The organism is Gemmatimonadota bacterium (assembly GCA_022560615.1).
Classification (GTDB): domain Bacteria; phylum Gemmatimonadota; class Gemmatimonadetes; order Longimicrobiales; family Gaopeijiaceae; genus UBA1138.
Window position 1 is genome coordinate 221,423 of the sequence record JADFSR010000001.1, and the last position, 25,296, is coordinate 246,718.

The following is a 25,296-nucleotide window of genomic DNA, read 5'->3' on the forward strand; positions in this document are numbered from 1 at the left end:
TGCTGCCGGGTCGACCCATCACGCTGACGACGGATGGTCACATCTCTTTCAACAGCCCCACGCGCAACGCGAAGCGCACGAGTTCACTGCGGTGGTTGAGCCCTAGCTTTTCCATGATTCGCGAGCGGTACGTGTCCACAGTCTTCGGGCTGATGAATAGCTTCTTGCCGATTTCACGAGAGCTGAACCCCTCCGCCGTCAGCGCCATGACCTCCTGTTCGCGTGTGCTCAGGTCGTGGAGACCTACACCGTCGTCGCCGTCCGCCTGCTTGTAGCGCCGGAGCAGCAGCGTAGTAGCCTTCGGAGGCAGGAACACCTGTCCCCTGGCGACGATCTTGATCGCCTCCAGAAGCTCTGTATCGGCGCTGGTCTTGGTCAGGTATCCGCTTGCCCCGGCGTCGACGACCGGTACGAGGTACTCCTCTTCGGCGTGTACCGTGAGCACGAGCACCTTGGTATCGAGACCCAACGCGACGATCCGCCGAGTTGCCTCCAGCCCATTCGAGCCGGGCATCGACAAGTCCATGACGACGACGTCCGGTTTGAGCTCGCGGGCGCGATCCACTGCCTCGTCACCAGTGGACGCCTCCCCGACCACCGTGACCCGACCCTCCGCCTCGAGCAGGGCTTTGATACCTGCCCGAAACATGGCGTGGTCGTCTACGAGGAGAACGGTCAATGCTTCCACCATGCGCTAGCCGCCTTCCGTCTTTGGGAGTTCGATGCGAACCCGGGTTCCCTCACCGGGAGCAGTCTCGATCGTCAATCGAGCTCCGAACATGGTGGCGCGCTCCTGCATGCCCAACAAGCCGAGCCCCCCTCCCCCCTCGGGACTGCGTGCGAGTTCGAAGCCCTGTCCAGAGTCCGACACCTCGGCAAAGACCGATCCGTTGTCGACGCCCACCACCAGGCGCGCGACCCGCACGTCGGCATGCCTCATCACGTTCGACAGCGCCTCCTGAACGACTCGGTAGATCAAGAGGCGCTCGTTGGAGTCGAGGAATGGATCCACGAGCCCGACCTCCAAATCGACATCCAACCCGGCCCCCTCGCGAAGGCCCCTCAAGTGGGACTGAAGCGCGGCAGCGAGGCCTACCTCGCTGAGTTCCGGGGGCCGGAGGCCCCGAGCGATGCGCTTTACCCCCTCGACGGTCTCGACGATCTCTTGGCGGATTTCCTCGAGCAGCGAGCTCCGGCTCTCCTCATCTGGCTCCTCAGCAAGCACGCGCACTCGAAGCATCAAGGTTGCGAGACGCTGCGCAGTGTCGTCGTGTAGCTCCCGAGCGATCCGTCGGCGCTCGTCTTCCGTGGCGCGCAGCATGCCCTCCGAGAAATCCTGAAGACGCTTTCTATCGGACACGTCGCGCACGCAGCAAATCACCCGTGTGTCACCGTCCAGTGACGTCCAGGGGCTGAGGCTGATCTCGGCTGGGAATCGCGATCCATCCCGACGCAGACCGCTCAGGTCGAGTCCGGCACCCATCGGGCGAACGTAGGAGTTAGCCGTGTAGCCATGCCGTTGCTGTTCGTGCCCCGACCGCTGAGCCTCCGGCACGAGCGTCTCTACCGACTGACCTACCAGCTCTTCACGCGGCCAGCCAAATAGGGCCTCGACCTGCGGGTTCATTTCGCGAATCACACCCTTCGAATCGACAACCATGCAACCATCGGGCGACGCCTCGAAGATCGCGCGGTATTCCTCCGCTGACAGCACCGGAACCGTGACCTCCTTTCTCATCTGAAGCTTTGGGGGAGGAAACCCCTACATGCCGAGGAGCACATTCCCCACCGTGATTTCCGCAGAGTCCCTGACAGCGATCGCAGCCTGCCTCTCGAAGAATAATGTAGTCGAGGCCGTGCTGGTCACGGCAGGTCCGCAACTTCGGGCTTATGAGGGTCAAACTGCCGCCAGATCAAAAGGAGGTCTCGAAGACGATCCCGCCGACGTCGCGGACCAATGCAACAGCTACGTCGCTGCCGCAATCACCATACGCGAAGAAGTTCCTCGCGGTACCCCTGTTCTGGAAGATCCTGCTTGGCAACCTCGTGGTCGCCGGCCTGGGGATCGTCGCCGGGTCGTGGCTCACGCGGGGCGCGTCGGGCGGGCTGCTGCTGCTTCCCGTGGTGGAGGTGATCACGGCGGTGATCCTGGGAGCCGGTCTGGTGAACGCCGCGCTCATCCATCTCGCGCTACGTCCGCTGGAGTCGCTGGAAGATGCCGCCATGCACGTGAGCGCGGGAGATCTGAGCATCCGTGTCCCGGAGACGGCCCTCGCCGACCCGGATCTGCGGCGCCTTTCACGGACCTTCAACCACATGCTCGAAACGCTCGAAGAAGCCCAACGCCATCAGCAAGAGAGCTCGAAGCAGCTCATCCGCTCCGGCGAGCAGGAGCGGAGAAGGGTTTCACGTGGGCTCTATTCTGACGTCGCTCAACGGCTGGCCGGGGTGTTGGTCCGGCTCCAAACCGATCTGGACCAGCCGTTTTCGGGCACGCCCGGTGGCACTGCCGGTCTGGCGCACGAGATCCGGGCCGCCCTCGATGGAGTCCGCCGGATGGCGCGCCACTTGCATCCGCCCGAACTTGACGAGCTGGGAGTGTACGCGGCGCTTGCAGCCCATGCCCGCTCGGTCACCGAGCAAACCGCAATGGAAGTGAGCCTGATCGGTGACATCCCCGAGCTGCGACTATCCGCTGACGCACGGTTGGAACTCTTTCGAATCGTCGAGGAGTTGACCGCCAACGCGGCACGGCTGGACGCGTCCAAGGTCACCGTGCATTTCCACTCATCGGAGAGTGCGCTGGTCACTAATGTTACCGATGACGGCACGGGTGCGGGCAGCGGACGAGGCTCTGGGGAAATGGGAAGGCATTCCGACTACCTGACCCTCTACGAGAGGGCTCGACACATCGGCGGCACCTTCCAGATCGAGTCCGGCCGAGGCCGGGGCATGCACTTTCGCCTCGTGATTCCGTGGCAGGCCACGGAAACGGAGCGCATGGCCTCGGCCTAGGGGGGACCGTCGTGCTCGAGCTCGCGGCGGTTAGCGGGCCGCAAGCACCGCGTACCTTCCGTCCGCCTTCTTCAAGAGCGCCACCGGGTTGGTAGTATCGCAGAGTGGGCAAAACACGTGGCCGCCATCGAGCACTTCCATTTCGACCACGCACCCACATCCCCCGCATGCGAGCCGGACGTGTGGCCAGTCTTCGTCCGGTATCACACCGCTTCTGGCCAGGCGTACCGCCATCAAGAGCGTCGAGCTTCCGGAGAGGGGGCACGTCATCCCCTCACAGTCCTCTCCAACTTCGAGGCACACCAGCTTGCCGCCATCGGGAACGTTGGCGTGCGTGTCGTGCGGTGCGACCCGTGTCACCGCAGCGTGCACCGTCTTGTCGCACCGTGGGCAGTAGACGGTCTGTGATTCCATCGGCCTTTCTCCTACTTCGTCGCCCCACGCACGCGTGATCAGGCGTCGCGTGAGACGAATGGCGTTCCGTCCGTCGTACCGCCAGCCAGGTCGCTGGCGACGACTTCCACACCCTGCCGTGACATGTCCTTGTAGAGTTGCCATTTGCGGTCCACCTCGGCCTGAGCCTCGTCCATCAGCCGATCGGCGTCTTCCGGCCGGGCGTGGGCCAAGAGCCGGTAACGCCCCTCACGGTATGCGTACTCTTTGAACGGGATCGAGGGCTCCAAGCAATCGAGCTGGAGTCGGGCGACACCGTTCGCACCTCCGTCGGGGTGGTAGCGGTACAGGGGCCAATACCCGGACCGGACAGCCAACTGCTGGTGGAGCAGCCCATCGGCGATGTCGATCCCCCAGGCGATGCAGTGGCTGTACGCAATGATGAGCGACGTGCCCTCATACTCCTCGGCCTCCTGGAACGCCCGCAGCGTCTGCTCATCGTTGCCTCCCATGGCGATCTGCGCAACGGACACGCTCCCATAGGCTGTAGCCATGAGCCGACGCGCACGCGCTGCGCCTGGAGCTGCTGAGCGGTCCTCTGCGGAGCCGTCGTAAGCTCGTCGATGGATGCGTCGCCCAGCTGGGGCGCGAGAGCCCGGAGGAGCTCGCCGGCGTGCTCGCGATGCTTGTCCACCGCGAGTCGGAAGCCATACCCGAACTCGGCGTTGTCCTCGAAGAGCGAGTTGGACCACGCAGGCCCTCTGCCGTCGGCATTCACGGTCCACGGGTGCGTCGGGAGGTTGCCCCCGAAGATCGACGAGCACCCCGTCGCGTTGGCGATCAGGAGGCGGTCGCCGTAGAGCTGCGTCATCAGCTTGATATAGGGGGTCTCCCCGCAGCCGGCGCACGCGCCCGAGAACTCGAAGAGCGGCCGCAGGAACTGCACGCCGCGGACGTGCGTCGTGTCGATGCGGTGGACTTCGTGCTCCGGCAGCTGGGCGAAGAAGGTGAGATTCTCCTTCTCTTCCTCGAGGATGGGCGTCTTGTCGCCCATGTTGATCGCCTTGAAGTCCTCCCGGTCGGGACTCAGGGCCGGACACGCCTCGACGCAGATCAGACTGCCGGTGCAGTCCTCGACGGAGATGTGGAGCGTGTACTTCATCTCCGGGAAGCCACGTCCGGCGAGCGGCGCGGACTTGAAGCCGGTGGGCGCACCCTCGAGCTCACTCTCGTCGTAGAACTTGGCCTGGATAACCGCCTGCGGGCACACATAGGCGCAGTTGCCGCACTGGATGCAAATGTCGGGCTCCCAGATCGGTACCTCGGTCGAGAGGTTTCGCTTCTCCCATGCGGTCGTGCCCATAGGGTATGTCCCGTCCACCGGCAGAGCGCTGACCGGGAGCTCGTCGCCCCGGCCCGCGAGCATCATCGCGGTAACGTTGCGAACGAAGTCCGGAGCGTGATCGGGGATCAGGACGGGCAGGGGCCGGCCCGTACTCCGACCCCGCGGCACCTCGATGCGGTGCAGGTTCGCTACAGCCTCATCCACAGCGGCGAAATTCTTCGCCACCACATCCGCACCCTTCTTCGCGTATGTCTTCTCGATCGCCTCCTTGATCTGACGTACCGCCACGTCGCTGGGGATTACGGCCGCGATCTCGAAGAAGCACGTCTGCATGATCGTGTTGATACGCGTGCCCATGCCGACCTGAGGGGCGACGGCGTATGCGTCGATCGCGTAGAGCTGGAGTTTCTTGTCGCGGATCTGCTCTTGCACCTCGCGCGGGATCGCGTCCCAGACCTCGTCCGGCGGGTGGGGACTGTTGAGGAGGAAGACGCTCCCTGGCTTGGCCACCGAAAGCACGTCGATCTGCTCGAGGAACTGAAGCTGGTGGCATGCCACGAAGTCGGAGGAGCCGATGAGATATGTGGACTGGATTCGGGGCGCGGTCCGAAGCGGAGATGCGACACGGTGCGGCTCCCCGCCTTCCGAGAGTCGTAGATGGGTCGAGTCCGATCTCCGGTATCCACGCTCCTGCTGTCGTGATGTCGTCCAGAGCCAGAAGATCCGCAGCGCGCGGAAGGTGGAATTCGATGGCTCAGCGCGTAGATTAGAGGAGTTGATGGTAGGAGTTCGATATGGACTTTCTGGAAAACTCGCAGCCGTGAGTTCGGTGGAAGCGCTGCCGACGTTCATTCGGCTCTTTGGTCGCTACCTCCGCGACCAGGGTCTCCCGATGACGCAGCAACGACAGGCCGTCGCGGAGGTCGTCTTCACTTCAGACGCACACCCGTCGGTCGACGACATCGACCAGTGGCTCCGCGGTCGCGGTGACCGGATCGGGAAGGCCACGATCTACCGCACCCTCGATCTGCTCGTGCGCAGCCGACTCGTAGAGGAGCACGACTTCGGAGAAGGCTTCAAGCGGTACGAGCACCGGCTCTCGCAGCGCCCCGTCCACGAGCACCTCATCTGTCTCGAGTGCGGAATCGTGGTGGAGTTCGAGAGCAGGGAGCTGTACGGCGTTGAGAACCGGGTCCGCCGCGAACGCGGCTTCCTCCCGTTGCGGCACCGGCTGGAGATCTACGGCCTGTGCCGCGCATGCGACGAGGTGGGCGTCGAGCTACCCATCGAGGGCTTTACCTGTCCCATCGAGACCGTCTGACCAGCCCCTTCGTTGCCTGACCAGCGGGACCCTGACGTGCCCGCGCGCTTCGTATGGGTCGTGAACCGGTTCCGGGAGCTGCGCGCGAGAAGGTAGGGGGTAACCAGGCGGGCTCGCGCCTCCAGGACGGCGGGCGTCGGCCCAAGGCGCCCTACATCTGCCGGTACGCCGGCCCGCTCCCACCCTCACGCGGCGTCCACCGAGGCCCCAACACGTCTGTCGCCTTGCAGTCGACACAGTTCGGAGCGTTGACGCGCAGCTCGCTCCCATCGCGCTCGTAGACCCCGGCTGGGCACATGTGCACGAACAGCTCGGCGGCCTCCGCGCTCACGTGTTCGCCCACGAGGAGGTGTGACGGGATATCGTCCCGGGTCTGATTCCCAGACTTGTAGACGCCGTCGACCTTGGAGAAGGTCAGCTTCCCGTCCGGCACGAATGGCTCGGCGGCGATGCCTAGCGTGCGCGACTCCGCTGCATCTTCCTGGATCGAGATCTTGCCGCCGGGAAACATGCCCTTCGTGAGTGACATGAGCACCGCTTTGGCTCCTCCGATGAAGAAGCCGCTCTTGAAGGCGAGCCGCAAGTTACGGCACTCCTCGAGGTCCTTCATGATCACGCTCGAGTCGACCGCCTCGGTGTAGCCGGCAAGTCCCACTTCCGAGGTGTCGTCCACCTTCAGCGCCTCGAAAATTTGGCGCGCGGCCATGATGCCGGAATGCATCGCGTAGTGGATCCCCTTGAGCGACGAGACTTCCACGTAGCCCGCCGCGTCCCCTACGAGGCACACGCCGTCCCCGTGACGCCGCGAGGGCACCGAATAGAAGCCTCCTTCCGGGATCGTCTTGGCGCCCCACTCGACCATGTCACCGCCTTCGAGGTACTGCCGAAAAAGCGGGTGCAGCTTCATGCGCTGCAGCGCCTCGTGTACGTCGAAGCGCGCGTCCCGGTAGTCGAGTCCGACCACCAGGCCGAGAGCGACGACATCGTCCGACATCGGATACATGAAGGAGCCGCCGAATGCGTCCCTCGGCAGCGGCCACCCCATGGTGTGGATGATCCGGTCCAGAGGCTTCTTCACCTCCCACAGCTCTTTCACGCCGAGCGCGAAGATCTGCGGATTGTCCGAAGCGACCTGCTGCCACTCCAGCCACGCTTGGGAGAGCGGCCCGCGCGTACCCTCGGCGAGCACCGTGACTCGGGCAGTGAGGTCCGTCGCGGGCATCGCGTCCGGGCCGGTTGGTTCGCCGTTGCGGTCGAGTCCCGCCGGGGTCGTTCGCACCCCGATCACTCTCTGGCCCTCGACCAGCAGCGAGTCCACCGGGAAACCCGGGAAGACATTGACGCCGAGACCCTCGGCCTTGTCGCCTAGCCAGCGCACGATCTCACAGATCGACGCGATGTGGTTGCCGTGGTTCTTCATGGTCGGAGGCGTCGGGATCCTGAACGCGTTCGACCCAGTCATGAAATAGACCGACTCCCTGTCGACCGGACGCCGGAACGGGAAGTCCGCCAGCGACAACTCCGGAAAGAGCTCCTGGAAGCCGCTCGGGTTCACTACCGCCCCTGAAAGACTGTGCTCCCCGAGCTGGCCTGCCTTTTCCAATACGCCGATCTCGACGTCTCCGAGCCCTCCGCCTGCCTCGTTGTCCCCCTGAACGAGCCGCGCGAGCTCGATCGCTCCCGCAAGGCCTGCTGGACCACCACCCACGAAGACCACGTCCATGGGGATCGCCTCGGCGTCGGGCTGATCCTCCACGATGAACCGGTCGCGCGGAAGCGGCGGCTGGGCATCGATCGAACGTACAGATGTGCGGAGGACGCTGGTGCCCTCGGACATGTGTGCTCCGGGATGTGGAGGTGGCGGGATCCGTGGAATCGGAAGCGTGTACCTGAATCGACTCAAAAGATCGCCAACTCGCGTGCGGGGCTCTACCCTTCCGGGGGCCCCGTTCGTTGACTCCATGAGGAGTGTCCGGCGCATGAGCGAGCACCGTCCGACCACACTGGGTGAGCTGAAGGCTGAGGGCTACGAGCCGCGTACCGTCAAAGACGAGATGCGCTCCAACCTCATAGGCAAGCTGCGTTCAGGCGAAGAGCTGTTCCCTGGCATCATGGGCTTTTCCGACACCGTCGTGCCCCAGATCGTCAACGCGGTCCTGGCCAAGCACGACTTCATTCTGCTCGGGCTCCGCGGCCAGGCGAAGAGCCGGATTCTGCGCCAACTCGTCTCGCTACTCGACGAGTCGGTACCGATCATCACCGGAAGCGAAATCAACGATGATCCCCTCGCGCCGATCTCGAAGTACGGCCGGCAACGCTTGGAGGAGTACGGTGACGAGACGCCGATCGCGTGGATCGGGCGCGACCACCGCTACGTAGAGAAGCTCGCCACCCCCGACGTGACCATCGCGGACATGATCGGTGACCTCGACCCGATCAAGGCAGCGCACGGTGGGCATATCCTCGGGGACGAGCTGACGATCCACTACGGGCTGCTCCCGCGTGCGAACCGCGGCATCTTCGCGATCAACGAGTTGCCCGACCTCGCAGGCAAGATCCAGGTGGGCCTCTTCAACATCCTCGAGGAGGGGGATGTTCAGGTGAAGGGATACCCCGTTCGCCTCGCGCTCGATGTGTTCATGGTCTTCACGGCAAACCCCGAGGACTACACGTCGCGCGGGAAGATCATCACGCCGCTCAAGGACCGAATCGGAGCTGAGATCAGCACACATTACCCGCCGGATCTCGAGACCGGAATCGACATCACGCGTCAGGAGGCGTGGGTCGGCCGGGGAGGCACGTCCGTGGAGATCCCCGACTTCATGGAAGAGACGGTGGAGCGCGTCGCGTTCATCGCGCGCGAGGACAAGCGCGTCGATCAGCGCTCGGGCGTCAGCCAGCGAATGCCGATCACCGTGATGGAGACAATCGTCTCGAATGCTGAGCGACGCGCGATCCAGCACGGGGAAGACACCGCCGTGCCGCGCATCGGGGATCTGTATGCCGCGCTTCCCGCAATCACCGGCAAGCTGGAGCTCGAGTACGAGGGCGAGCTTCACGGGTCGGACAAGATTGCGCAGGAGCTCATCCAGCAGGGCGCGTCGTTCACCTTCGACATCCGGGCGGGCGGCGCAGACGTCGAGGACATCATCGACTACTTCGAGACCGGTGGTGCGCTCCAGGTGGGCGAGGACGCGTCGGCGTCGGCGTGTGTGCAGGGCTTCGAGACCGTGCCCGGGCTGCTAGAGCTGGTCGAGAACGTCGGCCTCGCGGGCGCCGCGTCAGGCGATGGCGTGCGAGCCGCCGCGTGTGAGTTGGTGCTCGAGGCGCTCGTCGCCCAGAAACGCATCAGCCGGAGCAGCGCCGGGTACGCCCGGGCGCCGCAACCCGGTCCCGAGCCCGGGAAGGGACATCAGGGCTTCGACCCGATCGGCGGGCTGAACATCTGAGATGACCGCCCCACCGCCCCTGACACCGGAGCAGCAGAAGGCGCTCCAGCGAGCGGGCGAGCGCGCCGGAGCGTTCGCCGGAGCAGCCAGGGTGGCCGCGTTCAACGGGTGGTCCATCGGCTTCTTCGCGGCCGTGACCGTGCTGTTCGGCATTTTCAACCTCACCGCGCTCGTTCTCGGTGTGGGAATGGCCGTGGTGGCGCGCAACGAGCTCAAGGGCCGTGCCCGGACCCTCGCATCCGATCCGGCAGGTCCCGATCTTCTCTGGCGGAACCAGATCGGTTTCATGGCGCTTATCATCGCGTATTGCCTGTGGAGCATGTACCAGATGACGTCTCGGCCCGATCCGCAGATGGCTGAACTGACCGAGCTGCTCGGTGGGGACTTGGACGAACTGGTGCGCTCGCTGACGCTCACGGTGTACGGCGCCGTGATCGCGGCGACCGTGCTGTTTCAGGGCTTGAACGCCCGCTACTACTTCCGCCGGGTCGCGCTGATCGAGGAGTATCTCAGCGACACGCCCGACTGGGTGCTGGAGCTGCAGGAGAGCGCCAAGCTCGGCTGAGGAAGCTCAGGAACCCCGAGTTACGCGAGCGGCCCGATATCAAGGCCCTCAACATCACTCGTGTCCCAACGCCACCATTGGATCAACGCTTGCCGCTCGGCGAGCCGGTACGAAGGTCGCGGCGATCGCCACGCCGCCGAGCAAGACAGAAGTGGCAACGAAAGTCGCTGGATCGGTGGCGCCAACCTCATAGAGCTGTGAAGCTAGCAGGCGGGTTAGTGCCAATGCGCCGGCGATCCCAACAGCTAGACCGATCCCTGTCAGTATCACCCCCTGACCGACCACCAACCTTAGAACGTCGTCGCGGCTTGCGCCTAGGGCTACGCGAACACCGATCTCGTGCGTCCGCTGAGTCACCGAGTACCAGATCGCTCCGTAGACTCCGATGGTTGCCAAGAGGAATGCGACACCGGCGAAGATCGTCAACAGAAGCGTGTAGAAACGGGCCTCCGCGACCTGCGACGCTACGAACTGCTCCAACGAGTTGACATTGTAGACCGGGATGTTCGGGTCCACGTCCGTCACGATGGTCCGTACCGCAGGGACGATATCGAGCGGGTCGCTGGTGGTGCGGGCCAGAAAAATTACACGGAGGATGCCTCCCCCAGAACGGCGGGCGACGGACTGTTTCATGGCGATGTAAAATCCTTGCGCCGCTTCCTCACGGAGCCCCCACTGTCTGACATCGCCCACTATCCCGACGACCTCCAACGTGTCCATGCGGATTTGGTCGGCGGAAGAGCTGGGGGAATATATATCCGGCTCTATGAGCTCCTTGCCGAGAGGGTCATCGCCCGGCCACAGATTACGGGCCAAGGTCTGGTTAACAACGGCAACCCTCGGCGTTCCGGGTCCGTCACTCTCCGTGAAGTTCCTGCCACGCAGCAGGGGAATGTCCAGAGTGCGAAAGTAATCCACGCTCACCGGATTGATTGCGAACACTTCTTCACCGCCCCCCCGGCCACCATAACGTCCGGTGAGCGGAGCATGCAGCGCGTAACTGGCAGACAGCACTCCTGGAATTTCGTGGACTCGCCGATGGACCTCCGTCAAGAAGGCCTCCAACCGGGGAGTGGCTTGCCATGCCGAACCGCCGAAGAAGGTTATGCCGGCGGGCACCGCATACTGGGAAGTCGGGAGCCGCACCTCAAAGGCCAGCACGTTCTCCCGATCGAAACCCGGATCAATATTGAGCAGCCGCAAAAAGCTGTTCATCATGAGGCCACCACCGATCAATAGCACCAACGCCAACGCCACTTCCCCCACCACCAACACACTCCGCAGCCGATTACGACGCAACAATCCGAACAGCGACCGGCTGCCGTCTTTGAGCGCATTGCTCAGGTTCGGCTTGGAGCTTCGCAGCGCCGGAATGATTCCGAAGAGGATAGCCGTCAAGAGCGAGATTGTGATCGTGGCACCGAGCATATGTCCGTCGACGCCAATGTCATTGAGTCGCGGGATATCTCCCGGATTGATCGCCACCAAGGTATTGACACCCCATCCGGCGAGCGCGAGCCCGAGAGCGCCGCCGAGCAGTGCCAATACCAGAACTTCCGTCAGGAGCTGCTGCGCAAGACGCTTTCTGCCGGCGCCGAGCGTGGCACGGACGGCGATCTCCCGCTCCCGAAGCGATCCGCGGGTTAACAGCATATTGGCTACGTTGGCGCAGGCAATGAGCAACACGAAAGCGACTGCTCCCAGAAGCACGAGGAGTGTCTGCCGAGCGCTGCTCACCATCGCCTGATGAAACGGTTCGATGGTCACAGCTCGCCAGGGTTCGTCCTCCCACTGCGGTGGGTGGTCGTGCCCGGCGTGAATGCGGTTCTGCAACGGCCCCAAGTCCGCGGCCATGGCTTCCGTCGTGGCCCCCGGCTTAGGCCGCGCGATGACCCCATGGTACATTCCCTGCCGACTCCGATCAAAATCGCGGGGTGCCCAGATCTGGATATCACACGGCGTCTGGCACACCCAGCCCAGATGTAACTGCGAATCGGGTGGGAGCACTCCAATGACCGTGTGTGTGCGATCATTGAGAATAAGCGTTCGTCCGATGATATCCGGATCGGCACCAAAGCGCTGGGTCCACATCGCGTGGCCGAGAAGTACAACCGCCGCGCCGGGCATGTCCTCGCCGGAGGCAAAAGCCCGCCCGATGAGCGGGCTGATGCCCAGGAACTGGAAGAAATTCCACGATGTCAGTCCAACCCTGACTCGCTCGGGCGCTTCGCCGCCGTAGAGCGTCCGAGTCGTTATGGTGTATGATGCCAGATCTTCCAGCGTCTCGTTTTCCTCGCGCCAGAGGAGGAAGGCGTCATCCCCCACGGAGGTATAGGGGGAGCCGCCGTTGCCGTCTTTGAGCTGGTTATCCCAGATCCGTTGAATCCGATCCGCATCTGGATACGGCAAGGGGCGCATGAGGATGCCGTTTACCACACTAAAGATGGCGGTGGTGGACCCAATGCCGAGTGCCAAGGTGAGGACGGCCGCGGCGGTGAATCCCGGGTTGCGCCGAAGACCGCGGAGTGCCAGCCGCAAGTCTGCTCTTATTCCGTCCAGCCACGTCTTCATCCCCCACCCCTCCCTGTTCCTGGACCGTCCCAACTCCACACCGATCCTGCACAAGAGATCGACGACGCTCGTCACATACAGCCAGCCAACGGACAGGCCGCCCGAACGCCGGGCCTCCGAGAGCATGTCCTCGAAGACGCGCTCCATCTCGTCCGCGTGGCGCGATCGGAAGCGCCCGGGAAGGAGCCGGAGGAGGGAACGGTAGAGCCGCATAGCTCTTACGCAGGCCGAAGCGAGGCGCGGGCTCTCGCCACCACCGATTCCAGGCGCTTCGTCTCGGCCTCCAACGCCGCGCGCCCCTCGAGCGTGAGCGCGTAGAATCGCCATCGTGTCTGGTCGGGCTCCGGCGAAGGCGGCTCGGTCTCGCGGATCCACTCCGCGGCCGTCAGCTCGTCCAGCGACCCGTACAGCATCGCCGGATAGACCTTGACGGCAGCTTCGCTCTGCTCGGCGACTCGACGGCGCACTTCCGCGCCGTGCTGCGCACCGTCTGCAAGCGCGAGGAGGATGTGATATCGAACCGGTTTCATGCTCGAGCGCTCCCTGTCGGAATACTATCATAGTATGATAGCATAGTATGTCTTCGATCAAGAGTGGGCGTTGGTGCGTGGCCACAGCGAGTTGAGGTACAGCTGGCGAGCAACATTCTCAATACGATGACCTTGCCTCCGCGGCTGTGCGCTCGTTCGCGAACGCGAGCACCTTCTGCTGCGCGACAGGCACCGCGAGATCGTTGGAGGCGGCGGGATCGATCCACGCCCGGCCCTCGCCTTCGGCCGGGGCGGCGACGGGCACCAGCCATGGCTCATACGTCGCGTGCAGGTGTGTGAAGCGGTGCTCCACGAGTGGGAGCGCCTCGGGACAGCCCGTCGCGACAAGTCCTCGCTCCGCTATTGTCGCGAGTACCGACTCGCGGGAACGGGCAGCGTCCACCCGCATGTCTGGGCAAGTGTCACACTCCCCCACCTCTGGGAACGACCACAATCCGGCCAGGAGGCCCTTGCTAGGACGACGCTCGAGCAGGACACGCCCATTCGCCTCGAGCACTGCGAGCACGATTCCGCGCTTCTTCGTCTTCCTCTTCACGGGCGCGACAGGGCGCTCTTCCTGAGTGCCTGCGCCATGTGCGGCACACCACTCGGCAACCGGGCAAGCGGCGCACTGTGGCGAGCGCGGCGAACACAGAGTCGCACCCAACTCCATGAGCGCCTGGTTCCAGTCCCCAGGCCGCTCCGGGTCCAGGAGCTCAGCGGCCTTCGTGCCCAGCCAAGTCGCTGTCGGCTCCTTCTCATCGAAGAGGCGTGAGAGGACCCTGCGCACATTGCCATCCACCGCGGGCACCGCCTCACCAAACGCGATGCTCGCCACGGCACCGGCGGTATATGCGCCAACGCCGGGAAGTGCCCTGAGGCCGGCGAAAGTGCCGGGCAAGTCACCGTCCGGGCGCTCGCGAACGAGGCGCGCGGCCCGATGGAGATTCCGAGCCCGCCGGTAGTAGCCGAGTCCCTCCCACACCTTGAGCACGTCGTCGATCTCCGCGTCGGCCAGCGCCTCGACATCAGGGAACCGCTCCAGCCAGCCGTCGTAGTAAGCAAGCACGGTTTGCACACGCGTCTGCTGCAGCATGACCTCCGACACGAGTATCCGGTACGGGTCGGACTCGCCGCGCCACGGCAGTTCTCGGCGCTCCCGATCGTAGTGATCGAGCAGCGCGTGTCGGATTGCACGGTTCATGGCGAGAACGTACTCACAGACCTAGAAGGGTGATCGGAACGGGGGGTGGGCCGCGCGACCCACGCCTTGCGGCGTGGGTGCCCCGCGCTTTGCGCGCGTTCAGACAAGGAACGACGAGGAGTCGTAGCCGAGCGGGCACCGCCGCCGAAGGCGGTGGTCCGACGAGGAGAGACGATGGATCAACCGCGCGGGCACCGACGCGAAGCGTTGGTCGCAATGTGCCCAACACCAAACGTGATCATACATTACAAGTCGGTGGGTTGCGGTGCCACGGCCCCATCTCCGTCGTTGGAGCGCCTCGACGTAGCTACGGCTATGCCTTCGCCGCTCCGCCTAGGATCTGAGGCCGTGGCACCCGGGGACCCATGCGTTTAGCATGGGTGGCGGCCCGCCCCCCGTTCCGATCACCCTTCTAGTCTGATAACATGCGCTTTACGACCTACTCCAAGTACAAGGGCCGCTGGCTCGACGCGCTGAATCTCGAGGCGCTGCTGGAGACGCTCTCGGACTTTCTCATGGACGGTGGGTTCGCGGGTGGACCGCACTACCATCCGTATTGGGGCTGGTCCGGCACGGAAGACCCGAACTCGAAGGACTCGCTCAAGAACGCACTGCTCAAGGCGCTGCTCGAGAGTGGTCAGCTCACGCCCGAGATGATCGACGAGCTGCGTGGCGAGGGTCAGGGCGACGAGGCGCTTCAGAAGCAGATCGCCGCGATGTTGGACGACCTCATTCAGAGAATGGTCGAGGAAGGGTACATCAACCTCGAGACGGGTGCTCCCCAGATGCCCGGCGCCACATACGACGTGACGGGTCAGGGCAAGATCGACGAAGCGAAGCAGGCCGCCCAGCAAGTGCAGTTCAACCTCACGCAGAAGGGGATGGACTTCCTGGCCTACCGGTCGCTCAAGGGACTGCTCTCCGCACTCGGCAAAGCGAGCGCTGGCGCCCACGACACCCCCCACCTCTCGACGGGCATCGAGGCCGAGGCAGCGTCGAAGCCGTACGAGTTCGGCGACACGCTGAACCTCGACATCGCGGCTACCCTCAAGAACGCGATCGAGCGCGAGGGCCTCTCGGTTCCGCTCAACCTCGAGTACGGTGACCTCATGGTGCACCAGGCGGAGTACCGTTCGTCGTGCGCGACGGTGCTCCTGCTCGACATCTCACACTCGATGGTGCTCTACGGAGAGGATCGCTTTGCTCCCGCAAAGCGCGTCGCGCTCGCGATGTCGCACATGATCCGCACGCAGTTCCCGGGTGACTCGCTGCACGTCGTGACGTTCGGGGACAAGGCCCAGGAGATCCCACTCTCGCAGCTCGGAAAAGCGCAGGTCGGACCGTTCCACACGAATACCGCGGAAGGCCTGGAGGTAGCCCGTCGCATTCTGGGCGCGCAAAAGAAGGACATGCGACAGATCATCATGATCACAGACGGGAAGCCGAGTGCGATGACGCTGCCCGACGGGCGCGTCTACACGAACTCGGGCGCGCTCGACCCGATGATCCTGAAGCGAACGTTTCAGGAAGTCTCCGCGTGCCGCAAGGCCGGCATCCTCATCAACACATTCATGCTCGCAAGTGACCCCTATCTGGTGCAGTTCGTGCAGAAAGTCTCCGAGATCGCTCGTGGCAAGGCGTACTTCACCAGTACGATGACGTTGGGTCAGTACATCATGATGGACTTTCTGAAGAACAAGCGGAGGAGGTTGTCGTGAGGGGAATCTGGAGAGGTAACGACCGACGATGCGGATGGTGGTCAGGCATCTGTATGATGCTGCTCGTCTCGATCGCCGGTTGTGCCGAAGACGTCGCCCCTCCCACCGAGCAACCGGGCCCCGAGTCGGCAACCCCGCCAGGGAGCTACACATTCCGACTCGACAGCGAGCGCAGTGACCCCGGCCAGTTCCGCCTCTCCGAAGCCGACGGATCCGTTCGCATTCTGACCGGCCCTGCCGGAATCGCCTTCAAGTCGGGAGATCAGGTCCTCAGCGGGGACTTCCGCGTCGAAGCGACGTTCGTCCAGTTCGGGGCACCCGTAGGGTACCGTGAGGCGTACGGAATCTTCGTTGGGGGCCGCGACCTGGAGAGCCCCGACCAGGAATACACGTATCTGCTGGTCCGGCCCACGGGCGACTACCTGATCAAGCGCCGCATCGGCGAGGTCCTCGAGACCTTCGTGGACTGGACCTCGCACGAGGCCGTGCGGCGCGTCGTCGATGTGGGCGACGAACCCGAGAACACGTTGGCGGTCGAGGTCGTGCAGGGCGAGACGCGCTTCCACGTAAACGGTACGTTGGTGCACACCATGCCGGCGCCGGAGGCCCGCCCCTATGGCGTCGCCGGACTGCGCGCCAACCACAGGCTGGACATCCGCGTCACCGGCTGGGCCCTCACGGCCCGGAGCAACGACTCATAGCTAACCGCTCGCCGTGGCGGCCACCCCTCCCAGTAGGGGCAGCACACGCCTGCGAGCCATCACCTGCAGGAAGACGTTCTCGGCAACGAGTCCCACGACGGCGACGGTGACGCCGAGTCGAGCACCGTTGCTTCCCATCGGTCCGAGCAGCAGAGGACCTGCCGCGAGGACCACCACAATGCGCACCACGGCACCCCGCCCCACCAGTCCAGTGCGCCCGACTCGCACGAAGAGACCCTGGTAATACTGGCGATGCCCATAAAGCACTGGATACAGCGCGGCCACAGGGAATGCGAGACCGGCCGGCTCGAGCAGGGATGGGTCGAGCCGGAACCCGGTCCACAGAATTGCCTCGCGGACGGCCGGGATCGACAGGATCGCGAGCAGGCCCGTGACGGTCACCGCGAGCGCGCCCGCATAGAGGCGCACGCGACTGTGAGCCACGCGTGAGTCCACCAGGGCGATCGAAGCGTGTTGGAGCTGACCGACCGGCGCTGTGAGGAACCACGCCACCGCTTCCACGACGGTGAACGCAGCGATCGAACAGTCCGGCTCCGGAGTGCGTGCGAGAACCGACATGATGATGAGCGGCGTGCTCCACCACAGCATGACGTTGAGCATGAGCGGCGTCGAGAAGGAGAGCAGCCGGTCCTCACCCTCCCGCTCCGTGGAGGATCTCTCGGGGACCGCCGGTTTGGGCGCGTGCGCAAGCGCCACGATCCCGGTCTCGAAGATCAGACCCGCGGTGAACGCCGCCCCGCCCAGCCATGCACCCGCGGGCGTCATAGTCAGTGAGAACGCCACTACGACGAGAACCGCAGTGCGCACTCCGGTCGCGGCCGCGATCGGGTTGGTGCGATGGCCCGCGACGAGGCGCCCCTGGTGCAGCGCCCTCACACCTGTGAGCAACGGAACGGGCCACAGCACCGTCATCGCCGAGATCCCCTGGTCGAGGATCGAGTCGTGCACGCCGACTCCACCCTCCAGCACGAGCACGCCCAGCGGCGTGAAGGCCACTATCGCTGCCAACGCCGACATGGCGAGCCCCATGAACAGGGCGAAGCGCCGGACGGGAGCCAGGTCACCGGCATCGAGCAGTCGCGCCGCCGACACTTGCTGTACCACGAGAAGAGGAGCGTACAGAACCCCGATGAGCGCGAACGCCACTCCGAAGCCAGCGAGTGACCCGGCCGGGTCGGACGTGCGAGCGAGCGCAGCCGCGATGAGCGGATTCGTAGCCGTGAGCAGGAAGCTCGTTGCCACGAGGGGCGCGTAGAAACGGGCGAAGAAGCTCGGACTAAGAGTGTCCGTGCCGACGCGGTTCAGGTCTCCCGCTCCCGCATCGACTGCTTGACGTCGCGAAGTTGCTGGGCGGCCCACTCGCCGTCTGGCGTGCCTTCCATATCCTCCGCGAGACGCGCCAGCGTCGGGGCGGCCTTCTGTGGCATTTTCAGCTTCACACGATAAAGCTCGACCAACTCCTTTCGCACGAGCGCCTGGAGCCCCCTGTGCATGTCCGACTCGCTGAGCGCGCGATTGAACCACCGGGCGGCATCCTCATACCGCTCGACATCGTCTCGATAGATGCGCGCAATCCTGAGGAACGGTGTCGGGTCGGTCGACTTCTCCCCAACGATGACCAGCTCGAACGCCGAGATGGCGTCCTCGTACAGGCCCCGCATCGCTAGCGACTCCGGGTAGGAATACTCCTTCTTATGGGGTGTGCTTGAACCAGACGGGTTGTAGAGGCCCTTCGCGGTTCCCGATGCACTGCCAACGACCAAGAGCAGGCTCGTGCTCACCATGAGCCCCATCCCGGCCATGCACGCTGGGATCGCCCAGAGGCCAAGGCCGTACTGCTCCATCATGAAGAAACCGAGTGCAGCGCCCATGATCGCCCCGAGCATCGCGGCCACGAGCGCCATCGTCTTGACGCCTACATCCTGGAGATCGCGGTCTCTGACCTTGCTCTTGGACAGCTTGGAAAAAGCGCGTCTCGGGGCACGCTCCCCGTCCAAGTTCCGTGAGTGGAACGCTGGGCCACGTTCTCTGGGGTCGGACGGCTTGGACACGCTCAGGAGCCTCCTGGCGTTCGGGCTGCTAGCGGTCCGAAGGAGCCTCGAAGTCGATCTTCACGTCGATCTCCCGCGAGCGCTTGCGCAGCCACAGACCTGCGCCCGCAACCATGCCGAGCGGCAGAAGCGACAAGAACGCCGTCATGGCCAGGAACGCCCGACGGTTTTCGTCCCGGGCGTCGAAGCAAACCGGACATGCTTGTGCGATGTCCGGAAAAATGGCCAAGGCGACCAGAACAAGAACAGGAATCCAGGCGCGGTTCATAGGTACACGTTCAGGTAGAGCACCGGCCAAAGCAAGACCACGAAGTACCAGAAGACCGATACCGTGGCGAGCTGGACCTCGTCGAGTCGGCCCTTGTCGAGCTCGTACCAGACCCAGCCGAGAGCCAAGATCGCCGCGATCGCGTGCACGCCGTGCGCGCCGACGATGAGATAGAAAAACCCGCCGTACGTACTCGACTTGATCGTGAGACCTTCACCGAGCAGCGCAACCCACTCCGCGCCCTGCGAGCCGACGAAAAAGAGACCGAGTAGCAGCGCAATCAACACCGGCACGCGCGCGCGCGACGCTTCCTTCTTGAAGGCGACTTGCGCGAACACGAGCACGACGCCGCTCACCAAGAGAGCGGCGGTGTTCACCGCGGTCTCCTGTACCGGTAGTCGCGGTTGGCCGTAAGGGGGCCACATCTCGCCAGCCACTCGGGAACGCACGATCGAGTGCGCCGAGATCAGACCCGCGAACATCATGATCTCCGCGAACACGAAAAGCAGCATACCCATCACGCCGTCCGCCAGGAGCTTGGGACGGCGCACCGGCTCGGGGCCCTGCTCCATCGCATAGGTGACGGGCTCAGTGACCATGATTCCCCCCGCTCTACCGGCCAGCCGGCCTGAAGGAGTTCACGTACTCGACCATCGCATCGAGCTGGGCGTCGTCGTAGAGGGCACCCCACGGCGCCATCAGCGGCGAGGCGCCGACCGCGGCACCACCGTCGCGGATCACGGTCTTGATGCGCTCGTCGTCGCTGGTCTCCCAGAACGCTGGGTCGGTGAAGTTGGCCGGAGGGGGGTCGAGCGCCAGACCGGCCGCGCCGGTGCCATCACCGGTCGTGCCATGGCACACGGCGCAAATCGTGTTGAACGAGCCGGCCGCGTCGAACGCGCCTGGCTCGGCAGCCACCACTTCGGTCTCCTCCTCGGCGTGCTCCTCTTCCGCCGCGTGCTCGTCCCCGATCCCACGCTCGACCGCATCTGCCGCGGCCACGTTCACCCAGTTCTGGCCCTCGTGACGCATGACGTCGGGGGCTACGCCTGCGACGAAGAGCGCCATCAGGGCCAGCGACGAGATGAGCACCCACTTTATCAGGCGCTTCTCCCATCTCAGGTGCATGAAGTTCTGAATCACGAGGTTCGCCTTCACCACGGCGATCCCGAACGCCGTGATCAGCGTGATCCACACGATACCGACGAAGGGGCCCGCCACGCTGACCACCAGGAGGACCACGAGCGTGAAGTAGATCTTCCTGTAGTCGGGGTGCTCGTCGCCCTGCTCGTGGTCGTGCGTCTGCACTTGCTCGTGGTTGTGCTCGTTCACTTGCTCGTGCTCGGACATGTCGGCCTACTTCGCGATGTAGAGCAGGGGGAACAGGAAAATCCAAACCAGGTCGACGAAGTGCCAATAGATGCCGATGAGCTCCACGCGATGGAGTTCTCGACCCCTCCACGCGTCCGCCGCTACGAACGCCATGATGATCGCCCCCGCGATCACGTGGAGCCCGTGTAACCCGGCCGCGGTGTAATAGAACGACCAGAAGTTGTTCGCCGTGATCGTGTAGCCGTGAGAGATCTCGATCGTCCACTCGACCGACTTCACCATGAGGAAGGTGAGCGCGCCGCCCATCGTCATCAACAAGTACTTCGCCGCCTTCTTCCCGTCTCCGCTCTCGGCGGCCTGATGAGCGAGCACCGCCGTGAAGCTCGAGGTGAGGAGGACGAGCGTGTTGAACGCCCCGAACCAGGTGTTGGTATGCGCCGCAGCCTCCGCCCACTCGGGGTGGCCTATGCGATGCATCACGTATGAGCCGAGCAAGCCGCCGAAGATGACGACCTCGGACGCCAGGACCCACCAGACGGCCAGTCGGCCAGTCGGGATCCCGGTCGCGCTGCGCGTGGTCGCTATCGGTTTCGCGAACATCAGGCGGGCTCGTCCTGGGGCCAGTAGTCTGATTCACGGTCCGGGTGGCCGTACTCGTACGGTCCCCGGTAGACCTTCGGCATCTCCTCCGGAGGCCAGTTGCCGTGCGGGGGTGGCGACTCGGTTGTCCACTCGAGCGTATTCGCGTTCCACGGGTTCTTCCCGGCCTTCTCACCCCACAGCAGGCTGCGGATGAAGTTGAAGAAGAACACGAGCTGGAACGCGAGCATGACGAGTAGAGCGATGGTCGCGATCACTCGGAGACGCTGGAAGTCCGCGCCCGCCAGATCCGGGAAGTGTTGGTAGTTGTAGATCCGGCGGTGCTGACCACCGATTCCGAGCACGAACAGCGGGATGAAGATGACGTTGAACGGAATGATCGTGCCCCAGAAATGGATCTTCCCGAGGGTGTCGCTCATCATCTTCCCGAACATCTTCGGGAACCAGTACGTCAGCCCGGCGAAGGTCCCGATGACCGCGATGGGGAAGAACGTGTAGTGGAAGTGCGCGAGCACGAAGTATGTGTCGTGGAAGTAGATGTCCGCGCCGCTGGCCCCGAGGAAGATTCCGGTCACGCCGCCGATCAGGAACTCGGCGATGAACGCGAGCGCCCACAGCATCGGCGTGGTCAGCCTGATCGAGCCGCCGTAGAGCGTGGCGATGATCACGAACATGAGCTCCGCGATCGGCACCGAGATCAGGAGCGTCGTGACCGTGAACACGTTCGCCATTCGAGGGTCGATACCCGCCACGTACTGGTGGTGCGCCCACACGAAGAAGCTCAACACACCCGTGGCGACGGCGGTATAGAGCATCACCTTGTAGCCGAAGAGCTTCTTGCGAGCGAAGGTCGCGACGATATCGATCGTGATGCCCATCGCGGGCAGGAGCACCACGTAGACCTCGGGATGTCCGAAGAACCAGAACAGGTGCTGCCACAGGATGGGGTCGCCGCCCATAGCCGGGTTGTAGAAGCCGGTCCCGAGCGTTTGGTCCAACAGCAGCATCATCGCGCCGGCGATGAGCGGTCCCACCGAAAGCATGAACAGGATGCTCGCGATCACGATCATCCAGCACACCATCGGGATGTCGTATGCCTTCATCCCGGGGGCACGAGCGTTCATCAGGGTGGTGATGAAGTTGATCCCGCCCAGGAGGAACGCCACGAACTCCAGACTCACGCCGATGAGCCACAGCGTCGCGCCGAGCGGGGTCTGGTTGTAGATCTCCTGCGCAGAGAGCGGCGGGTACGCCGTCCACGCGCCACCGAAGCCACCACCCTCGACGAAAAGCGAGCCCAGGATCACGAGCGTGCTGATGAAGAAGATGTGGAACGATAGGCGATTGATCCGCGGGAACACCATGTCGTCCGCGCCGATCATGAGCGGGATCAGGAAGTTTCCGAACGCGGCGATCAGAATCGGCATCGCGACCCAGAAGATCATGATCGTGCCGTGGTTCGTGACCAGCGAGTTGTACTCGCCCGGCGACACGATGCCGAAGCCCGGAACCCAGCTTCCAGGGAAAGCGAGCTGCATCCGGAAGACGTACGCCATGAAGCCGCCGATCACCGCCATGAACATCCCCGTGAAGAGGTACTGCATGGAGATGATCTTGTGGTCCGTCGACCAGAGGTACTTCAGGACGCCTTGCGGCCCGTGATGCTCGGAGACGTCGTGCCGGACCTCTACCGGTGCTTCGGCCATCGATGGGTTCCTCTCGCTACCGGGTCGGAGTGTTCTGTGTGACCCACGCCGCGTGCTGAGCTTCGTCGGCAACGAAGATCCTCGCGGCCATGAGGCCATGGCCGATCCCGCAGATCTCGGCGCACTGCACGTCGAACTCACCAGTCCGAGTCGGTCGGAACCAGCCCGTGATGGACCGACCCGGGACCGCATCCTGCTTCAGCCGGAACACCGGGACGGAGAACGAGTGCAGGACGTCCCTGGCCTCCAGGCGGAAATGGTAGATCTTGTCCACCTCGACGTGGAGCTCGTCCACCACGTAGATGTCGTCATCGGTGTCGAGCTCGCCGTCGCTGCCCGGATGCTGGAACGTCCAAGCCCACTGCTGCCCGGTGATGCGCACGACGCGGTCGGGCTCGGGCAACCGCTGCTTGACGTCGTACCACACGCTGATGGAGGCGATGATGATGAAGACGTCGCAGACGAGAACCAGCCCGTGCGGGAAGTTGATCCAACGCTTGAGGTGCTTCTCACGCCCCGTGATGTATCTCGACTTCGTCCCCGGCTTGGCCCGGTAGCGGAAGATCAGCCAAAAGAAGACGGCCTCGGCGATCAGGAACCAGAAGCCGCTGAGCACGGCGATCAGAATGATGAGACCGTCGATGTCAGCCGCATAGGAAGAGGCCTGCTGAAGCATCTCGATCATGCGATTTCGAGTCGGCGCGTCAGAGGATGAACGAGATCACGACACCGACGAACACCGCGGTGCAGAACAGCGTAGCGACGAACGTCTTGTACGCGTCGATGAGCGCGGGATTGTCGTCTTCCGGGAGGTGCTCGCCGCGCACTGCCGCGCTTTCCGGGTCCTCGATCGCCGCCTGCTTGAACTCCGGCATGATTCGGTTCCGCTATCTATCTGAGAGTCTGGATATAGGCCACAACGTCCTCCATCGCCGGGTCGGAGAGCGCGAGCGTATTCACCTGCATGGTGATGCCCCACGTGTCGCCGGCTACGGCACCGCGCGCGCCGTGCTTGAAGTTCTGGAGCTGCCGCACGAGGTACCAGTCGTCCATCTGGACGATCGGCGGGGAATGCAGCACTTCGTTCCCCAGGCCGTCGGTCCCGTGGCACACGGCGCACGGAGTGTAGATTTCGGCCCCGGCGCCCGCGTTTCCTTGCAGCGTGCTCGGGGTGAGGACCGGCGTGAGCGAGGCAACGTATTCCGCGACAGACTCGATGTCACCCTCGCGGTTGAGCGAGACGGCCATCGGACGCATCCGGAGCCCGGGCAAATCGTCGGCGTGCCTGCCGCGGAAGCCGGCCTTGAACCCCTCCAACTGGGCTGCCACGTACCACTGTGGAAGACCCGCGATGGCCGGTGCGGCAATCACGGGGTTGCCACCGCCGTTCGCGCCGTGGCACGGCGCGCACGTATCGAACAGCTCCTCGCCCAGCGCCACGCCCGCAGCGGGTCGGCCGCAAGCAGCCGCGCCCAGGACGAGCAGCACGGTCGCGAGGCTCCGTCCGTTGCCTAGTCGTACCATCGTCGTGAAACGGGACTGTATCAGGTGGTCTTCACAACGTCGTCGAGCGGGATCGCCTCGTCGATCAACATGATCGGGATGGAATCTCGCACGGGGTACAGCACACCGTTGTCCTCGCGGACGAGGCCCTCCTCGATGCGGTCTTCCACCAGCTGTCCGTCCCGCGTCTTGACCTCGCCGGCATCGATCGCTCGGTTCAGCATGCGCAACAGGTCAGTTCCGGCTAGTCGGACGGGCTGCTTGGTCTCGGGACATACGAGGATGTCCAACAATTCCTGATCGACCATGCTCGTCACCGACTCCGTCGCTACACTTAGGAAAAGAAGAAAGGAGAGTCCCCACTGGGCTTCAGGCGGGAGCCAAGTAACCTATCAGCGTCGGCTGGGGAACGGGAGGTCGTTAATGTTGAGCGAGATAAGCACTCGGATCGAGGCCGAGAGTAGGGGTCGAGCGGCGTGCATGACGACCGCCCTCCTCACCGCGCTCACCGTCCTGGGCTGCTCAGGAGAGGGCAGTGCCGCGGACACGGCCGTGTCGGCTCAGACGGTTCCCGAGAGCGATGGAGCCACGCTCGAGGTCCGTCGGCCCCCGGCGAACCGAGCATGGGTCATCTTCGGCACCGATACGATCGTCGCGGAGATCGCAAGGACATCTGACGAGAGGGCCCAGGGCCTCATGTACCGGGATGAGCTCCCGGACGGCACGGGCATGCTCTTCGTATTCGAAGACGTCCAGATCCGTTCGTTCTGGATGGCGAACACCTACGTGCCGCTGGACATCGCCTATATCAATGTGTCCTACGTGATCGTGGATATTCAGCAAATGGAGCCCCTGGTCACCGACTCCTACCCGAGCGCGGCGCCGGCGATGTTCGCGTTGGAGGTCGCGCAGGGGTGGTTCGCCAAGCACGGCGTCGTGGTAGGGGACCAGGCACAGATCGAGTTCGGCATCCAGGTCGGGCGCTGAATTGGTCTCGAGCTCA

27 protein-coding genes are annotated in these 25,296 nt (G+C 64.1%); 7 read left to right on the forward strand and 20 right to left on the reverse strand.

The features are described from left to right. Nucleotides 1-37: 37 nt before the first annotated feature. Nucleotides 38-691, reverse strand: coding sequence for a response regulator transcription factor (locus IIB36_00980; GenBank protein ID MCH7530318.1), 654 nt, complete (start codon nucleotides 689-691; stop codon nucleotides 38-40). Nucleotides 692-694: 3 nt separating this feature from the next. Continuing rightward, entirely contained in the window at nucleotides 695-1,738 is a 1,044-nt protein-coding gene (locus IIB36_00985) for a PAS domain S-box protein (protein MCH7530319.1), read from the reverse strand. A gap of 152 nt (nucleotides 1,739-1,890) precedes the next feature. Between IIB36_00985 and IIB36_00990 the strand changes: the two genes are divergently transcribed. Beyond that, nucleotides 1,891-3,015, forward strand: coding sequence for a HAMP domain-containing protein (locus IIB36_00990; GenBank protein MCH7530320.1), 1,125 nt, complete (start codon nucleotides 1,891-1,893; stop codon nucleotides 3,013-3,015). 30 nt (nucleotides 3,016-3,045) lie between these two features. Here the strand turns inward: IIB36_00990 and IIB36_00995 are convergent, their stop codons facing one another. The 3 genes from IIB36_00995 to IIB36_01005 are packed head-to-tail and all read right to left on the reverse strand — an operon-like array spanning nucleotide 3,046 to nucleotide 5,605. Continuing rightward, entirely contained in the window at nucleotides 3,046-3,429 is a 384-nt protein-coding gene (locus IIB36_00995; GenBank protein MCH7530321.1) for a hypothetical protein, read from the reverse strand. Between the two features lie 38 nt (nucleotides 3,430-3,467). Next, nucleotides 3,468-3,605, reverse strand: coding sequence for a hypothetical protein (locus tag IIB36_01000; protein MCH7530322.1), 138 nt, complete (start codon nucleotides 3,603-3,605; stop codon nucleotides 3,468-3,470). Then, the gene (locus IIB36_01005) at nucleotides 3,605-5,605 is read right to left on the reverse strand and encodes a 2-oxoacid:acceptor oxidoreductase family protein (GenBank protein ID MCH7530323.1); all 2,001 of its coding nucleotides are present in this window, start codon (nucleotides 5,603-5,605) and stop codon (nucleotides 3,605-3,607) included. The genes IIB36_01000 and IIB36_01005 overlap by 1 nt, the downstream gene beginning before the upstream one ends. 40 nt (nucleotides 5,606-5,645) lie before the next feature. Here IIB36_01005 and IIB36_01010 point away from each other — a divergent pair, with 40 nt between their 5' ends. Beyond that, nucleotides 5,646-6,074: a transcriptional repressor gene (locus IIB36_01010; protein ID MCH7530324.1), complete on the forward strand. Its 429-nt coding sequence runs from the start codon at nucleotides 5,646-5,648 to the stop codon at nucleotides 6,072-6,074. 151 nt (nucleotides 6,075-6,225) lie between these two features. Here the strand turns inward: IIB36_01010 and IIB36_01015 are convergent, their stop codons facing one another. Beyond that, nucleotides 6,226-7,911, reverse strand: coding sequence for a 4Fe-4S dicluster domain-containing protein (locus IIB36_01015; protein ID MCH7530325.1), 1,686 nt, complete (start codon nucleotides 7,909-7,911; stop codon nucleotides 6,226-6,228). A gap of 142 nt (nucleotides 7,912-8,053) precedes the next feature. Between IIB36_01015 and IIB36_01020 the strand changes: the two genes are divergently transcribed. Together IIB36_01020 and IIB36_01025 are read left to right on the forward strand one after the other, a co-directional pair. Next, nucleotides 8,054-9,523 (forward strand): magnesium chelatase, encoded by a 1,470-nt coding sequence (locus IIB36_01020; GenBank protein MCH7530326.1) that lies wholly within the window; start codon nucleotides 8,054-8,056, stop codon nucleotides 9,521-9,523. 1 nt (nucleotide 9,524) lies between these two features. Further along, the gene (locus IIB36_01025; protein MCH7530327.1) at nucleotides 9,525-10,088 is read left to right on the forward strand and encodes a hypothetical protein; all 564 of its coding nucleotides are present in this window, start codon (nucleotides 9,525-9,527) and stop codon (nucleotides 10,086-10,088) included. Between the two features lie 54 nt (nucleotides 10,089-10,142). Here IIB36_01025 and IIB36_01030 read toward each other — a convergent pair whose 3' ends face one another. The 3 genes from IIB36_01030 to mutY all read right to left on the reverse strand — a co-directional run bounded on the left by IIB36_01030 (nucleotide 10,143) and on the right by mutY (nucleotide 14,393). After that, the gene (locus IIB36_01030) at nucleotides 10,143-12,659 is read right to left on the reverse strand and encodes an ABC transporter permease (protein MCH7530328.1); all 2,517 of its coding nucleotides are present in this window, start codon (nucleotides 12,657-12,659) and stop codon (nucleotides 10,143-10,145) included. Between the two features lie 218 nt (nucleotides 12,660-12,877). Continuing rightward, a complete protein-coding gene (locus IIB36_01035; GenBank protein ID MCH7530329.1) occupies nucleotides 12,878-13,189 on the reverse strand; it encodes a helix-turn-helix transcriptional regulator in 312 nt (103 codons plus the stop codon). A 118-nt stretch (nucleotides 13,190-13,307) separates the two neighbouring features. After that, nucleotides 13,308-14,393: an A/G-specific adenine glycosylase gene (gene mutY / locus IIB36_01040; protein ID MCH7530330.1), complete on the reverse strand. Its 1,086-nt coding sequence runs from the start codon at nucleotides 14,391-14,393 to the stop codon at nucleotides 13,308-13,310. A gap of 425 nt (nucleotides 14,394-14,818) precedes the next feature. On the opposite strand from mutY, the gene IIB36_01045 reads away from it, so the two are divergent. Beyond that, the gene (locus IIB36_01045; protein ID MCH7530331.1) at nucleotides 14,819-16,111 is read left to right on the forward strand and encodes a VWA domain-containing protein; all 1,293 of its coding nucleotides are present in this window, start codon (nucleotides 14,819-14,821) and stop codon (nucleotides 16,109-16,111) included. Further along, nucleotides 16,108-16,812: a hypothetical protein gene (locus tag IIB36_01050; protein ID MCH7530332.1), complete on the forward strand. Its 705-nt coding sequence runs from the start codon at nucleotides 16,108-16,110 to the stop codon at nucleotides 16,810-16,812. The genes IIB36_01045 and IIB36_01050 overlap by 4 nt, the downstream gene beginning before the upstream one ends. Here the strand turns inward: IIB36_01050 and IIB36_01055 are convergent, their stop codons facing one another. From IIB36_01055 to IIB36_01105, 11 genes are read right to left on the reverse strand one after another with little or no spacing between them, the layout of a single operon-like run. Continuing rightward, nucleotides 16,813-18,075: a hypothetical protein gene (locus IIB36_01055; GenBank protein ID MCH7530333.1), complete on the reverse strand. Its 1,263-nt coding sequence runs from the start codon at nucleotides 18,073-18,075 to the stop codon at nucleotides 16,813-16,815. A gap of 59 nt (nucleotides 18,076-18,134) precedes the next feature. Continuing rightward, nucleotides 18,135-18,884, reverse strand: a complete 750-nt coding sequence (locus IIB36_01060) for a hypothetical protein (protein ID MCH7530334.1) — start codon at nucleotides 18,882-18,884, stop codon at nucleotides 18,135-18,137. Between the two features lie 28 nt (nucleotides 18,885-18,912). Continuing rightward, nucleotides 18,913-19,152 carry a hypothetical protein gene (locus IIB36_01065; GenBank protein MCH7530335.1) on the reverse strand — a complete coding sequence of 80 codons (240 nt, stop codon included), beginning with the start codon at nucleotides 19,150-19,152 and terminating at the stop codon, nucleotides 18,913-18,915. Then, nucleotides 19,149-19,751: a heme-copper oxidase subunit III gene (locus IIB36_01070; GenBank protein MCH7530336.1), complete on the reverse strand. Its 603-nt coding sequence runs from the start codon at nucleotides 19,749-19,751 to the stop codon at nucleotides 19,149-19,151. Before IIB36_01070 ends, IIB36_01065 begins: the two co-directional genes overlap by 4 nt. Before the next feature lie 13 nt (nucleotides 19,752-19,764). Next, nucleotides 19,765-20,502 carry a c-type cytochrome gene (locus IIB36_01075; protein ID MCH7530337.1) on the reverse strand — a complete coding sequence of 246 codons (738 nt, stop codon included), beginning with the start codon at nucleotides 20,500-20,502 and terminating at the stop codon, nucleotides 19,765-19,767. A gap of 6 nt (nucleotides 20,503-20,508) precedes the next feature. Next, complete coding sequence (locus tag IIB36_01080) at nucleotides 20,509-21,084, reverse strand: cytochrome c oxidase subunit 3 (protein ID MCH7530338.1); 576 nt, start codon at nucleotides 21,082-21,084, stop codon at nucleotides 20,509-20,511. After that, nucleotides 21,084-22,790 (reverse strand): cbb3-type cytochrome c oxidase subunit I, encoded by a 1,707-nt coding sequence (locus IIB36_01085; GenBank protein MCH7530339.1) that lies wholly within the window; start codon nucleotides 22,788-22,790, stop codon nucleotides 21,084-21,086. The genes IIB36_01080 and IIB36_01085 overlap by 1 nt, the downstream gene beginning before the upstream one ends. Nucleotides 22,791-22,806: 16 nt before the next feature. Then, a complete protein-coding gene (locus tag IIB36_01090) occupies nucleotides 22,807-23,475 on the reverse strand; it encodes a cytochrome C oxidase subunit II (GenBank protein ID MCH7530340.1) in 669 nt (222 codons plus the stop codon). A 19-nt stretch (nucleotides 23,476-23,494) separates the two neighbouring features. Next, nucleotides 23,495-23,665 (reverse strand): hypothetical protein, encoded by a 171-nt coding sequence (locus tag IIB36_01095; GenBank protein MCH7530341.1) that lies wholly within the window; start codon nucleotides 23,663-23,665, stop codon nucleotides 23,495-23,497. 16 nt (nucleotides 23,666-23,681) lie between these two features. Next, on the reverse strand, nucleotides 23,682-24,278 hold the full coding sequence (locus IIB36_01100; protein ID MCH7530342.1) for a cytochrome c: 597 nt from the start codon (nucleotides 24,276-24,278) through the stop codon (nucleotides 23,682-23,684). A gap of 56 nt (nucleotides 24,279-24,334) precedes the next feature. Next, nucleotides 24,335-24,601 (reverse strand): Trm112 family protein, encoded by a 267-nt coding sequence (locus IIB36_01105; GenBank protein ID MCH7530343.1) that lies wholly within the window; start codon nucleotides 24,599-24,601, stop codon nucleotides 24,335-24,337. Nucleotides 24,602-24,773: 172 nt separating this feature from the next. Here IIB36_01105 and IIB36_01110 point away from each other — a divergent pair, with 172 nt between their 5' ends. Beyond that, nucleotides 24,774-25,280 (forward strand): DUF192 domain-containing protein, encoded by a 507-nt coding sequence (locus tag IIB36_01110; protein ID MCH7530344.1) that lies wholly within the window; start codon nucleotides 24,774-24,776, stop codon nucleotides 25,278-25,280. Nucleotides 25,281-25,296: the final 16 nt, after the last annotated feature.

Excerpts from the sequence above, each read along its gene's own strand:
- IIB36_00980 (MCH7530318.1), bottom strand. The coding sequence starts at position 691 with ATGGTGGAAGCATTGACCGTTCTCCTCGTAGACGACCACGCCATGTTT.
- IIB36_00985 (MCH7530319.1), bottom strand. The coding sequence starts at position 1,738 with ATGAGAAAGGAGGTCACGGTTCCGGTGCTGTCAGCGGAGGAATACCGC.
- IIB36_00990 (MCH7530320.1), top strand. The coding sequence starts at position 1,891 with ATGAGGGTCAAACTGCCGCCAGATCAAAAGGAGGTCTCGAAGACGATC.
- IIB36_00995 (MCH7530321.1), bottom strand. The coding sequence starts at position 3,429 with ATGGAATCACAGACCGTCTACTGCCCACGGTGCGACAAGACGGTGCAC.
- IIB36_01000 (MCH7530322.1), bottom strand. The coding sequence starts at position 3,605 with ATGGACGAGGCTCAGGCCGAGGTGGACCGCAAATGGCAACTCTACAAG.
- IIB36_01005 (MCH7530323.1), bottom strand. The coding sequence starts at position 5,605 with ATGAACGTCGGCAGCGCTTCCACCGAACTCACGGCTGCGAGTTTTCCA.
- IIB36_01010 (MCH7530324.1), top strand. The coding sequence starts at position 5,646 with ATGACGCAGCAACGACAGGCCGTCGCGGAGGTCGTCTTCACTTCAGAC.
- IIB36_01015 (MCH7530325.1), bottom strand. The coding sequence starts at position 7,911 with ATGTCCGAGGGCACCAGCGTCCTCCGCACATCTGTACGTTCGATCGAT.
- IIB36_01020 (MCH7530326.1), top strand. The coding sequence starts at position 8,054 with ATGAGCGAGCACCGTCCGACCACACTGGGTGAGCTGAAGGCTGAGGGC.
- IIB36_01025 (MCH7530327.1), top strand. The coding sequence starts at position 9,525 with ATGACCGCCCCACCGCCCCTGACACCGGAGCAGCAGAAGGCGCTCCAG.
- IIB36_01030 (MCH7530328.1), bottom strand. The coding sequence starts at position 12,659 with ATGAAGACGTGGCTGGACGGAATAAGAGCAGACTTGCGGCTGGCACTC.
- IIB36_01035 (MCH7530329.1), bottom strand. The coding sequence starts at position 13,189 with ATGAAACCGGTTCGATATCACATCCTCCTCGCGCTTGCAGACGGTGCG.
- mutY (MCH7530330.1), bottom strand. The coding sequence starts at position 14,393 with ATGAACCGTGCAATCCGACACGCGCTGCTCGATCACTACGATCGGGAG.
- IIB36_01045 (MCH7530331.1), top strand. The coding sequence starts at position 14,819 with ATGCGCTTTACGACCTACTCCAAGTACAAGGGCCGCTGGCTCGACGCG.
- IIB36_01065 (MCH7530335.1), bottom strand. The coding sequence starts at position 19,152 with ATGAACCGCGCCTGGATTCCTGTTCTTGTTCTGGTCGCCTTGGCCATT.
- IIB36_01070 (MCH7530336.1), bottom strand. The coding sequence starts at position 19,751 with ATGGTCACTGAGCCCGTCACCTATGCGATGGAGCAGGGCCCCGAGCCG.
- IIB36_01075 (MCH7530337.1), bottom strand. The coding sequence starts at position 20,502 with ATGTCCGAGCACGAGCAAGTGAACGAGCACAACCACGAGCAAGTGCAG.
- IIB36_01080 (MCH7530338.1), bottom strand. The coding sequence starts at position 21,084 with ATGTTCGCGAAACCGATAGCGACCACGCGCAGCGCGACCGGGATCCCG.
- IIB36_01085 (MCH7530339.1), bottom strand. The coding sequence starts at position 22,790 with ATGGCCGAAGCACCGGTAGAGGTCCGGCACGACGTCTCCGAGCATCAC.
- IIB36_01090 (MCH7530340.1), bottom strand. The coding sequence starts at position 23,475 with ATGATCGAGATGCTTCAGCAGGCCTCTTCCTATGCGGCTGACATCGAC.
- IIB36_01095 (MCH7530341.1), bottom strand. The coding sequence starts at position 23,665 with ATGCCGGAGTTCAAGCAGGCGGCGATCGAGGACCCGGAAAGCGCGGCA.
- IIB36_01105 (MCH7530343.1), bottom strand. The coding sequence starts at position 24,601 with ATGGTCGATCAGGAATTGTTGGACATCCTCGTATGTCCCGAGACCAAG.
- IIB36_01110 (MCH7530344.1), top strand. The coding sequence starts at position 24,774 with ATGACGACCGCCCTCCTCACCGCGCTCACCGTCCTGGGCTGCTCAGGA.